Raw genomic sequence first — 11,339 nt, forward strand, 5'->3', positions numbered from 1 at the left:
CTTCGATAGCGATGCACACGGAGTGTGGAGTGTGTCCCGGCCAGCGATTCGGGCGCGGGTCGGAACCGGCGGTTCCGCTCCCGAGTCGCGAAGCGGACGCTTCGCTCAGTCCTCGAGGACGATCTCGATGGAGACGTCGTTGGGCACCTGGATGCGCATCAGCTGGCGCAGGGCCCGTTCGTCGGCATCGATATCGATGAGGCGCTTGTGGACGCGCATCTCCCAGTGTTCCCACGTCGCGGTCCCCTCACCGTCGGGGGACTTGCGGGTGGGGACTTCCAGCGTCTTGGTGGGGAGCGGGACGGGGCCCGACAGCTCGACCCCCGTCTTCTCGGCGATCTCCCGCACGTCGGCGCAGATGTTGTCGAGGTCCTCGGGGCTGGTGCCCGCGAGCCGAACGCGTGCCTGCTGGGACATGTGTTATCGCTCGTTGACGCTGAGGACTTTGCCGGCGGCGATGGTCTGACCCATGTCGCGGATGGCGAAGCTGCCCAGCTCCGGAATCTCGCCCGAGGGCTCGATGGAGAGGGGCTTCTGGGGTCGGACCGTCACGACGGCGGCGTCGCCGTTCTGGATGAAGTCCGGGTTCTCCTCGGCGACCTCGCCGGAGGAGGGGTCGATCTTCTTGTCGATGGACTCGACCGTACAGGCGACCTGTGCGGTGTGGGCGTGGAAGACCGGCGTGTACCCCTCGGTGATGACGGAGGGGTGCTGCATCACGACGATCTGGGCCTGGAAGGTCTCGGCGACCGACGGCGGGTCGTCGGCGGGACCACAGACGTCGCCACGGCGGATGTCGTCCTTGCCGACGCCGCGGACGTTGAACCCGACGTTGTCACCGGGCTCGGCCTTGGGGACTTCCTCGTGGTGCATCTCGACGGTCTTGACCTCGCCGGAGACGTCCGAGGGCTGGAAGCTGACGTTGTCGCCGGTGTTGAGGATACCCGTCTCGACGCGGCCGACCGGGACCGTCCCGATGCCGGAGATGGTGTAGACGTCCTGGATCGGCAGTCGGAGCGGCGCGTCCGTCGGCGGCTCCGGGGCCGGCAGGTCGTTGAGGGCTTCGAGCAGGATGTCGCCATCGTACCAGCCCGTGTTGTCGGACTCCTCGGCGATGTTGTCGCCCTCGAAGGCCGAGATCGGGATGAACGAGGCGTTCTCGGTGTCGAAGCGGACCTGGTTGAGGAGGTCCTTGACCTCTTCGACGGTGGTCTTGTAGTCGGACTCGTTGTAGTCGACGAGGTCCATCTTGTTGACCGCGACGATGAGTTCGCCGATGCCCAGGGTGCGGGCCAGGAAGACGTGTTCCTGAGTCTGCGGCTGGACACCGTCGTCGGCGGCGACGACGAGGACAGCGTTGTCGGCCTGGCTCGCGCCCGTGATCATGTTCTTCACGAAGTCGCGGTGGCCGGGACAGTCGACGATGGTGAAGTCGTAGGTGTCCGTGCTGAACTCCTGGTGGGCGATGTCGATGGTGACACCGCGCTCTCGCTCTTCGGCGAGGTTGTCCATGACGTAGGCGAACTCGAAGCCGCCCTTGCCCTTCTCCTCGGCCTCTTCTTTGTGCTGTTCGATGACGTGCTCCGGTACCGATCCTGTCTCGTACAGGAGTCGGCCGACGAGCGTGCTCTTCCCGTGGTCGACGTGGCCGATGATGGCCAGGTTCTGGTGTTGTTCGTCGCTCATGTTGTTTCTCACGCGCAGGGGCGCTGTATCGGAGTCTTTAGCCGGTGGTTCATAAAACGATTTCGAAAGTCCGCGCCACGGAGAGCCCCGCTGTCTGTCGATTTGAGAGAGCATGTCGTGTGTGGCAACCACACGGGGGCGCTCCCGTTACGACACGCCTACTCTAGCTCGGGGAGGCGACCGACGTCGGCAAGCACCGCGCTGGCGGTTTCAGGGCCGCCAGCGCCCCGTCCCGAGATGTTGAGCCGACCGGCGTACTCGGTCTCCAGCTGGACGATGTTGCGCGTGCCGGTGGGGGCGAGGGGAGCGTGCTCGGGGACCAGCCGCGGGCCGACCCGTACGTCGCCCTCGACGACTTCGGCGATGAGCCGGACGGTGTGGCCGTCCTCGGCGGCCAGTTCGAGGGCGCTCCCCTCGATGTCCTGAATGCCCTCCACGTCGGCGTCTTCGAGCGTGTACTCGGTGTCGTCGTCGGAGAGGACGTTCGCGACGATGACGCCCTTGAGCGCGGCGTCGGTGCCGTCGACGTCGAAGGTCGGGTCGGCCTCGGCGACGCCCAGATCCTGGGCCTCCGCTAGCACGTGTTCGTAGCCCAGCCCCTCCGCGCCCATGCGCGAGAGAATGAAGTTGGCGGTACCGTTGAGGACGCCCCGCACCGCGGTGATGTGTTCGGGGTCGAAGTCATCGATAGTCGAGAGGACCGGCATCGCGCCCCCGACGGTCGCCTCGAACAGCACCGAGCCGGCGCTGTCGCGTTCCAGCGCGCGCACGTCGGCGTAGCGCTCGGCGACGGGGCCCTTGTTCGCGAGGACGACGTGGCGGTCACGCTCCAGTGCCGTCTCGACGTGGCCGAAGCCGGGCTGGGCGTCGCCAAGCGTCGTCGGCGTCGCCTCGACGAGGACATCGTAGGGACCGTCGACCGCGGCCGCGGGGTCGGCGTCGCCGACGATGCCGTCGGTCTGCTTGCGCTCGAACGCGGCCTCGACGTCGATACCGTCGGCGTCGACGGCGGCGCTCTGTGAGTCGGCATAGGCGGTGACGGTGTGACCGTAGTCCGCCGCGAGTTCCGCGACCGAGGAGCCGACGGCGCCGGCGCCGATGACGGCGAGTCTCATAGGTCACCTCCGGGGCCCAGCGGCTCGATGACACGGAGGTCCTTCTCGTTGGCGACCTCGCGGACGGTGTCGACGACACTCTCGGCGGCGTCTTGCTCGGTCGCCAGCCGGATGCGGGCGCTGGAGGCGTCCTCGGTCCCCTCGGGGGCCGACAGCGAGAGGTCGGTCACCGTCGCGTTGGTCGCCTCCTGGATGCGCGAGACGGTGTCGGAGAGGTCTGTGTTGATGAGATGGCCCGAGAGGACGACCGTCATGGCCTCGCTGTAGCGCTCCGCGCCGGCCTGGATGACGTTGATGCCGGCGTCACGTAGCGCCTCGACGATGCCCTCGAAGCGCTCCGGGGTCGCCTCCAGGTCGACCTCGACGGGGATGTGGCCCCGCGGGGTGAGATTCCCCCGTTCGTGGAAGATAGAGAGGAGGTTCCCGCCGTTGCTGGCGATGGGGTCGAGCGCGTCTAACAGCGCGCCCGGTTCGTCGACAAGTTCGAGCCGCACTGTGTAGGCCCGAACCTCGTCGGTCGAGTCGCTCATCGCCCGCTCACCTCCTGTCGCGTCGTAGCACTCATTACCGGAGACTCAAAGCGGGTAGCTATAAGAATCCCGCCGTTTCGAGCCGCCGCGGCGGGTGCGACTGTCAGGCCGAGAACCTGACTGGGCAGTATACAGTTACCACCGGCTCGATGTTGTGGGGCAAACAGATGGTCACGGGGGACGGGCTATCGCCGCGAGCGCTGCTTCTCGCGGTTGGTATCGGCGCCGGCGCTCGGCGGGCCGGGCAACGCCGCCGCGGCCTTCGAGAACGAGACCGACATCGACCCCGGCCGCGAGGTGGCCGCCTTCAGCGCCAATCGGTCGGCCGATGAGTCGGCCTAGCGCGGGCTCGTCGTGTACACGAACGCCGACACCGCCGGCGCGGGCGTTCAAAACACCGCGGACAGCCTACGAGTCGACGACGTACAACGGCCGGACGAGCGGCGTCCCCGCAACCACCTCCGACCGCCATCGACGTGAACCGGGGCGACGGGTTGGTGACGTCGGTTGAGCTGTAGGCAACGTGACAGCCGACGCGTTCGGAAAAGTGCTGCCGCTGGCGGAGAGAGAGCATACCGCGCGAGCGCAGCGAGCGCGGTTTCACGGGAATCGCCGCAGGCGATTCCCGCGTTTTTCCCCAAGTTTTTGCAACGGGGGGTTCGCGCAGCGAACCCCCCGAAGTAAAAAGTGGTTTAGAAGTAGTCGATAGCCGCGGGCAGCTCCGTCTTCATGCCCTTGCGCTCTCGGATCTCCGTGATCTTGTCGGGCTGGAGGTTGTCAGCCATGACCTGGAAGCCGGCGTTCTCGGTGTTCCAGGAGGCACGGCCCTCGGTGGCAGAGCGGATGTCACTGGAGAAGCCGATCATCTCGTCGACCGGCGCGACGCCTTCGACGACCATCAGGTCGCCTTCCTGGTACATGTCGTCGACGCGGCCACGGCGGCCCTGGATCTCGCCGCTTGCCGCGCCCATGTGGTCGTTGGGCACGTCGATGCGGACCTCCTGAATTGGCTCCAGGAGCTTGATGTCGGCGTCGATGAGGGCGTTGTGGACGGCCTCGCGCACCGCGGGGATGACCTGTGCCGGACCGCGGTGGATGGCGTCCTCGTGGAGCCGGGCGTCGTGCAGACGCAGCAGCGACCCCTGGACGGGCTCGGCGGCCAGCGGGCCGTCGTCGAGGGCCTCTTCGAGCCCCTCGATGACCAGCTCCATCGTCTCGTTGAGGTGCTGGATACCCTTCGTCTCGTCGAGCAGGATGTTGGTCCCGTGGATGTGCTCGATGTTCTGGGAGTCGTCTTTGTCCATGCCGGCTTCCTGGAGCGCTTCACGGCGCTCCAGTTCGGGCATGTCCATGGACGCCTCGCCCATCTTGATGGTCTCGACGATGTCGTCGGAGAGGGGCTCGACGGTGATGTAGAACCGGTTGTGGTTGTTCGGCGAGCGCCCCTCGACCTCGCGGGAGTTGGACTGGGGGGCCTCGCGGTAGACGACGATGGGTTCGCCGGTGTTGATCGGAATGCCCTGGTTGCGCTCGATGCGCTGGCCGATGACCTCCAGGTGGAGCTCACCCTGACCCGAGATGAGGTGCTCGCCGGTGTCCTCGTTGATCTCGATCTGGATGGTCGGGTCCTCTTTGGCGACCTGCTGGAGCGTCTGGATGAGCTTGGGCAGGTCGTCCATGTTCTGGGCCTCGACGGACTTCGTGATGACGGGCTCCGAGATGTGCTCGATGGACTCGAAGGGAGTCATCTCCTGGCTGGAGACCGTCGAGCCGGCGATAGCGTCCTTGAGACCGGTGACTGCGGCGATGTTGCCGGCGGGGACGTGGTCCACTTCCTCGCGCTCGCCACCCATGTAGATGCCGACGCTCTGGATGCGGTTCTTGCCCGCGGTCCCGGAGACGTACAGCTCCTGACCTTTCTCCAGCGTGCCGGAGAAGACGCGGCCGGCGGCGATTTCGCCGGCGTGGGGGTCGACGCCGATGTCCGTGACCATCAGGACGACGTCGCCGTCCTCGTTGACCAGACGCATGTCGTCGGCGAGTTCGGACTCCTCGTCGCCACGCCAGATGCGCGGGATACGCATCGGCTGGGCGTCGACGGGGTTCGGGAAGTGCTCACAGACCATGTCCAGCACGACGTCCGAAAGCGGGGAGCGCTCGTGGAGCTCCTGGCGCTTGTCGGCGCGTTCCAGTTCCATGATCTCACCGAAGTCGATGCCGGTGCGCTGCATCGACGGCATCGAGACGCCCCACTTGTACAGCGCGGAGCCAAAGCCGACGGTGCCTTCCTCGACGGAGACCGTCCAGTCCTCGATGTCGTCCATCTCCTCGGTCATCCCGCGGATGAGCTCGTTGACGTCGTCGATGACGTTGAGGAGCCGCTTTTGCATCTCTTCGGGACCTTCCTGAAGCTCGGAGATGAGGCGGTCGACCTTGTTGATAAAGAGCGTGGGCTTGACGCCCTCGCGCAGGGCCTGGCGCAGCACCGTCTCGGTCTGGGGCATCGCGCCCTCGACGGCGTCGACCACCACGAGCGCGCCGTCGACGGCGCGCATCGCGCGGGTCACGTCCCCGCCGAAGTCGACGTGGCCCGGCGTGTCGATGAGGTTGATGAGGTGGTTCTTGTCCTCGTACTCGTGGGTCATCGAGACGTTGGCCGCGTCGATGGTGATACCACGTTCCTGCTCGTCTTCCTCCGTGTCCATCGCGAGCTGCTCGCCCGCGGTGTCGTCGGAGATCATCCCGGCGCCGGCCAGGAGGTTGTCGGTAAGCGTCGTCTTGCCGTGGTCGACGTGAGCGGCGATGGCGATGTTCCGGATGTGCTCCGGGTCGCTCATCAGTGTCTCACATTCTTCTACGATCTTTTTGCGTCGGCCCATTATACAGGATCGTATCAACAGCAGGGTCAAAAGGATAGTGTTTCCGCGTGAGGGTGGCAGTGCCACCCGAACGGGAGACACTCGGCGGGGAACGACCCCAGTGAGGGGACTGTCGGCGTTTCGGTGCGGACGTGGAAGCAGTGTGCGGACAGAAGCGTGGACGGGGGAGACAACACGGCGCGAGTGCACCGTTCGCTCGTGGCCGGGGAGTGGGTGGCAATAGCTAGCAGGCCCGCAAGAATCATACGCCGCCAGCCCCTGTGAACATCACACATGGACGTACACGTACAGGGCGGGCCGGCCGAACCGTTTCTGGGCGCGCGGAACCTCTTCTCGACGGAGTATGACCTCGACAGACCGGTGACGGTCCGGGTCCGTGCGGACCCCGACGAGCGCACGCGCGTGAGCCACGACGCTGCCGGTCACCAGTTGACGATCTCCCGGCAGGCGGCAACGAGCGCGATGGCCCGCGAACTCGCCCTCCACGAGTTCGCCCACATGCACCACAACGAGCGGGGCCACCCCTCACACACCCAGTCGACACAAGAGGCCATCTACCTCGGACTGGCTGGCCACAGCGTCGAGCGGCGCAAGCTCACCCACTGCTACCAGATCGCCAACCACATGAAAGACATCTACGCCGACGACGTCTGGATGGCGCTGGTCTCGGGCGAGAAGCTGGTCGGCTTCCTTGAGGCGAGCCTCGCGGCGGCCGTCTCGGACCTGCCGGGGGGCCAGCCCGGCTGGACGCAGCTGACCCCCGCCGCCGACCCCGATATCACGGCCGTCAACGCCGCGTTCGCGCTCGCGCTCGTCGAGCGCCACGACCTCGTGAGCGAAGACCACCAGCTGTACGACCTCGCACACGCAGCCGCCCAGGACGCCGAGGGCATCGATATGGCGGAGTTCAAGTCGTACTTCGCGGAGCTTTCGCCCGACCCCGACGAGTCGGAGTTCCGGAAGGCGCTGGTCGATGTCACCAGAGCCTACGCGACGGCCGATAGCGGCCAGGCCGCCGACTAGATCACCAGCGGCCACAGCGCCAGTGCGACCCCCAGCGCCAGCACCGGGTAGTCCCGCGCCGAGAGGGCCATCTCGGGCGGTGTCGGGTTCCACGCGAAACAGCGGGCCCTGAGTGCGACGGCGAGCCGGTCGGCGCGGGAGAGCGCTCGGGCCAACCCGACGACGGCGATGCGTTTCGCGCGGTCGAGAACCGACCGGTGTCCGCCACCCCGGGCGGCGATAGCGTCCCGTACGGTCAGGAGGTCCCGCCGGAGGACGGGGAGAAAGCGGAAGGTCAGCCCCACGCCGACGCCCAGGGCCTGTCCGGTCCGCCCGGGGACGTACCGCTGGATGACCGCCCGCGTCTCCCGGACCGGCGTCGTCCGGACGTAGACGGCCGCGACGGCCAACACGAGGACGACGCGAGCGATAGCCAGCAGCGGTCCCACGGCCCGCGAGAACTCGACGTACGGGGGCGTGAGCGCCAGCGCGGCCGAGAGGGGACCCAACAGCAGTATGAAGAGGACGAAGCGGTAGCTGCGAGCGACCCGGAGGGGTGAGAGCCGGCCGGCGGCAAGGACCAACGCCGCCAGCGCGCTCAGGGCCGCCAGCCGTCGCGGCGTCGGGCCGGCGAAGGCAGCGACGGCGAAGCCGAACTGACAGACGAGTTTCGACCGCGCGTCGAGCCGGTGGGCGAACGTCCCGCCGGGGCGGTAGGTCAGCATCCGCCGTCGACACCGTACAGTTCGAGGTCGGCGAGGTCGGCCGGAGCGCCGTCGGCGACGACTTCGCCGTCGGTCAGTACGACGATGCGGTCGGCCCGTTCGCGCAGGTCGCGCAGGTCGTGGGTGACGACGACGATGCTCGTCCCCGAGTCGTGGAGGTCGTCCAGCCGGGCGAGCAGCGACCGACGGGCCCGCAGGTCCAGGCCGGCGAAGGGCTCGTCGAGCACGAGGTGGGTCGGCTCCATCGCCAGCGCGCCGGCGATGGCGACGCGGGCCTGCTCCCCGCCCGACAGCGCGTCGACGTGGTCGTCTTCCCGCCCGTCGAGTTCGACCGCCGACAGCGCCGACGCGACGCGGCGGTCGATTTCGTCCCGAGGGAGGCCGAGGTTCTCGGGCCCGAAAGCCACGTCGGCGCCGACGGTGGCGGCGACAAGCTGGTCCCGGGGCTCCTGGAACACCATCCCGACGCTCGTGCGGGCGGCAAGCGGGTCAGCCGTCACGTCGGTCCCGTCAACCGCGACAGTGCCGGAATCGGGCTCCAGCAGGGCGTTGAAGTGCCGCACCAGCGTCGTCTTCCCGCTGCCGTTGGGGCCGACCAGCAGGCAAAACTCCCCGTCCGGGATCGAGAGCGTGATGTCATCGAGCGCGAGGGCGTCGCCAAAGCGGTGCGTGAGAGCGTCGACCGTTATCATGCCACAGCGGTCGACTGCTGGCGGGCGAGCACGCCGCCTTTCACCAGCGCCAGCGTCGCCGCGATCTTGATAGCGTCTCCGGGGAGGAAGATCGCGGCCCCGACGGTCGCGGCCTCCACCGGTGGCAGCCCCGTCGAGAGGGCCAGCCACGGGACGCCAACGGCGTAGATGACGGCGAGGCCGGCGACGAGCGCGCCGGCCTGGGTCGGCAGCGACACCCCGCTGAGCGGTTTCGAGTCGAGTCCGCGGTGGACGACCACCCCGATGAGTATCGCCGCCAGCAGGAAGCCGACGAGGTACCCCCCCGTCGGACCCAGCACGTATCCGAGCCCGGCCGCGCCGTTCGAGAACACGGGCGCCCCGGCGATGCCGGCAAGCAGGTAGATGCCCACGGAGAACCCGCCCCACCGCGGCCCAAGCAGGAGGCCGGCGAAGTAGACGCCAAAGACCTGGAAGGATACCGGCGCCGGGAGCCCGGGTATCGGTATCGAGACGTACGCGAACGCGGCCGTCAGCGCCGCAAGCACCGCCGCCAGCGCGATGTTCGAGACCGCCTCGTCGCCGACGAGGTCGACCGACTCCGTTCCTGACATACCCGGGCGTGGTTCGTCAACCACAAAATAGATAGCGGTTTACGGAGCGGGCGATACGCCCCGGACGAGGGGCGAGTCGGCGCCAGCGCCGCCGCTCTTTGTGTGTGAAAACAGGAGAAAAACGGCGTATATTACCGCGCTGCGGCGGCGACGCGCTCTTTCTCTTCTTTCTGGTTGACGGAGTAGGTGCTGACGTCGTTGTTGGCGGCGCCGATGAGCAGGGAAGCGAGTGACTCCTCGGCCGAGGTGGTCGTCTTGAACGAGCCGCCGTAGGTGCCCTCCGCGATGAACTTCAGGGCCTGGTCGACCCGTCGCTGGGGCGCGACGTCGACGGCCTTGGGGACCGAGATACCACCGTACTTCAGGCGGACGGTCTCCTCGCGCGGGGCGCTGTTCTCGACGGCCTCGACCAGCACCTGCACGGGGTTCTCCTCGGTGCGCTCGTGGACGATGTCGAAGGCGTCGCTGACGATGCTCGTCGCGAGCTGCTTTTTGCCCGTGTTCTCGTCGGTCTGCATCAGGCGGTTGATGAGCCGCTCGACGACGCTGATCTCGGACTTCTGGAACTGCTTGTTCGAGTGACGGCCCATCGTGTGGGCGATCGGCGTCACCGTGATGTAACGTTCCGTCGAGGGGTCCGAGTACTCGATGTTGGTGACCGACCACTCGCCGAACAACTCGGCGCGGGCGACCTCTTCCTCGGCGGCCTCGTCTTCCGGTACGTCCTCTGTCTCGGTGGTGTCTTCGTCTGCACTCATGGTTATCGGACCGGTTTCTCGGCGTTACCGCGGACCAGTTCGAGCATGGAGACGCCGTTTACCTTCTCGACCTTGTAGTTGACACCGGAGAGGTCGCCCATCGCGCGACCCTTCGCGCCGCCGATACCGGCGATGGTGACCTCGTCGTGCTCGTCGATAAAGGAGATAGCGCCGTCACCGGGACAGAACGCGGTGACCTGCTTGCCGTTCTTGATGAGCTGGACTCGGACGCATTTCCGGATCGCCGAGTTGGGCTGTTTCGCCTCGATGCCCACCTTCTCCAGGACGATACCGCGACCCTGAGGTGCGCCCTCAAGCGGGTCGGACTTCTTGCCGAGCCCGCGCTCGCGTCGCGCGTAATCCGAGTCGGACCACCGGTGTTTCTGGCGGTCCTTCTTCAGCTTGCGCGCGGCGTATTTGCCGTTTGCCATAGTACACGTCGGTATCCTTCCGAGATACTTAAGACTCCTCTTTCGTCGTCGCCAGCGGCCCTGTGTGTCCCGGTCCCGTGCGTGACACTGCCACGTCGCCGGCGCGGACCGGCCGGTTACGCCGACGGACTGACGCGGTAGAGGTACTGCGTGTAACTGAAGAACGTCTCGCCCCGCCGGTCGGCCGCCCGGAGGTCGTCGGCCCAGGCCTCGGCCTCGCCCGGGTCGATGGCCTCGTGGGCCGCCGCGAAGGACTCGACGGCCGGTAGCAGGTGCGTGACGAAGGCGTCCTCGTCCAGACTGGTCTCGACGACGGTAGTGGGAACCACCTCCTCGACCCGGAAGCCGGCCACCCGGAGCTTGGGGGCCAGCCGCGATCCGAGCCGCGGGTGCGGGCAGTGGTCGTCGAAGGCCGACAGGACGCGGGCCATCCGCTCGGGGTCGGGCGATCGCCAGACGGCCGCGTCCCAGTCGGCGTCACAGACGACGGCGCGGCCCGCCGGAGCGAGCACCCGGTTGAGCTCGGCCAGCGCCCTGTCCACGTCCGGGACGTACTCGTACACCTGGACGGCGGTCGCCGCGTCGACGGAAGCGGTAGCGACCGGCAACGCGGCGGCGTCGCCCGCCGCGAGCGAGGCCTGGTCGTACTCGCGACAGCGGCCGGCCGCAAGCCCCAGCATCGTGTCGCTCCGGTCGAGCCCGACGACGCGCCCGGCCTCCCCGACGACGGGGGCGAGTTCGGCCGGCTCGAAGCCGGGACCACAGCCAATCGAGAGGACGCTGTCGCCGGTCGCCGGCTCCAGCAGGTCCCGGACTCGCCGGCGCCGGGTCGCCGCCGCCGACGTCTCGTAGATGCGTTCCTCCTGGCGGGCCGCCTGCTCGTGGTACTCCATCGGGTCGCTCATAGCGGTCGCTGGCCGGAATCGGG

Annotated in this window: 13 protein-coding genes; 2 read left to right on the plus strand and 11 right to left on the minus strand. The window is 67.6% G+C overall.

All coding sequences use genetic code 11. The annotated features are described in order from the left end of the window. Positions 1–105 precede the first annotated feature (105 nt). The 4 genes from rpsJ to VJ162_RS08185 all read right to left on the minus strand — a co-directional run bounded on the left by rpsJ (position 106) and on the right by VJ162_RS08185 (position 3,331). Entirely contained in the window at positions 106–417 is a 312-nt protein-coding gene (gene rpsJ, locus VJ162_RS08170; RefSeq protein ID WP_262174971.1) for a 30S ribosomal protein S10, read from the minus strand. A gap of 3 nt (positions 418–420) precedes the next feature. Continuing rightward, positions 421–1,686 carry a translation elongation factor EF-1 subunit alpha gene (tuf, locus tag VJ162_RS08175; RefSeq protein WP_324663618.1) on the minus strand — a complete coding sequence of 422 codons (1,266 nt, stop codon included), beginning with the start codon at positions 1,684–1,686 and terminating at the stop codon, positions 421–423. A gap of 158 nt (positions 1,687–1,844) precedes the next feature. Further along, positions 1,845–2,801 (minus strand): homoserine dehydrogenase, encoded by a 957-nt coding sequence (locus VJ162_RS08180; protein WP_324663620.1) that lies wholly within the window; start codon positions 2,799–2,801, stop codon positions 1,845–1,847. Continuing rightward, entirely contained in the window at positions 2,798–3,331 is a 534-nt protein-coding gene (locus VJ162_RS08185; protein WP_324663621.1) for an amino acid-binding protein, read from the minus strand. The genes VJ162_RS08180 and VJ162_RS08185 overlap by 4 nt, the downstream gene beginning before the upstream one ends. Positions 3,332–3,544: 213 nt before the next feature. Between VJ162_RS08185 and VJ162_RS08190 the strand changes: the two genes are divergently transcribed. Next, positions 3,545–3,673 (plus strand): hypothetical protein, encoded by a 129-nt coding sequence (locus VJ162_RS08190; RefSeq protein ID WP_324663622.1) that lies wholly within the window; start codon positions 3,545–3,547, stop codon positions 3,671–3,673. A gap of 350 nt (positions 3,674–4,023) precedes the next feature. On the opposite strand, the gene VJ162_RS08195 is transcribed toward VJ162_RS08190, so the two are convergent. Then, the gene (locus VJ162_RS08195) at positions 4,024–6,210 is read right to left on the minus strand and encodes an elongation factor EF-2 (protein WP_324663623.1); all 2,187 of its coding nucleotides are present in this window, start codon (positions 6,208–6,210) and stop codon (positions 4,024–4,026) included. Positions 6,211–6,483: 273 nt separating this feature from the next. Between VJ162_RS08195 and VJ162_RS08200 the strand changes: the two genes are divergently transcribed. After that, complete coding sequence (locus VJ162_RS08200) at positions 6,484–7,233, plus strand: DUF5781 family protein (RefSeq protein WP_324663624.1); 750 nt, start codon at positions 6,484–6,486, stop codon at positions 7,231–7,233. Here the strand turns inward: VJ162_RS08200 and VJ162_RS08205 are convergent. From VJ162_RS08205 to VJ162_RS08230, 6 genes are all read right to left on the minus strand, one after another. Continuing rightward, positions 7,230–7,937, minus strand: a complete 708-nt coding sequence (locus VJ162_RS08205) for an energy-coupling factor transporter transmembrane component T family protein (protein WP_324663625.1) — start codon at positions 7,935–7,937, stop codon at positions 7,230–7,232. The genes VJ162_RS08200 and VJ162_RS08205 overlap by 4 nt on opposite strands. Beyond that, a complete protein-coding gene (locus tag VJ162_RS08210) occupies positions 7,931–8,629 on the minus strand; it encodes an energy-coupling factor ABC transporter ATP-binding protein (RefSeq protein ID WP_324663626.1) in 699 nt (232 codons plus the stop codon). The genes VJ162_RS08205 and VJ162_RS08210 overlap by 7 nt, the downstream gene beginning before the upstream one ends. After that, positions 8,626–9,222 carry a biotin transporter BioY gene (locus VJ162_RS08215; RefSeq protein WP_324663627.1) on the minus strand — a complete coding sequence of 199 codons (597 nt, stop codon included), beginning with the start codon at positions 9,220–9,222 and terminating at the stop codon, positions 8,626–8,628. Before VJ162_RS08215 ends, VJ162_RS08210 begins: the two co-directional genes overlap by 4 nt. A gap of 131 nt (positions 9,223–9,353) precedes the next feature. Next, positions 9,354–9,980 carry a 30S ribosomal protein S7 gene (locus VJ162_RS08220; RefSeq protein WP_324663628.1) on the minus strand — a complete coding sequence of 209 codons (627 nt, stop codon included), beginning with the start codon at positions 9,978–9,980 and terminating at the stop codon, positions 9,354–9,356. A gap of 2 nt (positions 9,981–9,982) precedes the next feature. After that, on the minus strand, positions 9,983–10,411 hold the full coding sequence (locus tag VJ162_RS08225) for a 30S ribosomal protein S12 (RefSeq protein WP_220589566.1): 429 nt from the start codon (positions 10,409–10,411) through the stop codon (positions 9,983–9,985). A gap of 116 nt (positions 10,412–10,527) precedes the next feature. Further along, positions 10,528–11,316 (minus strand): methyltransferase domain-containing protein, encoded by a 789-nt coding sequence (locus tag VJ162_RS08230; RefSeq protein WP_324663629.1) that lies wholly within the window; start codon positions 11,314–11,316, stop codon positions 10,528–10,530. Positions 11,317–11,339: the final 23 nt, after the last annotated feature.

It is taken from the genome of Haloarcula sediminis, assembly GCF_035656455.1.
In the GTDB taxonomy this organism is placed as follows: domain Archaea; phylum Halobacteriota; class Halobacteria; order Halobacteriales; family Haloarculaceae; genus Haloarcula; species Haloarcula sediminis.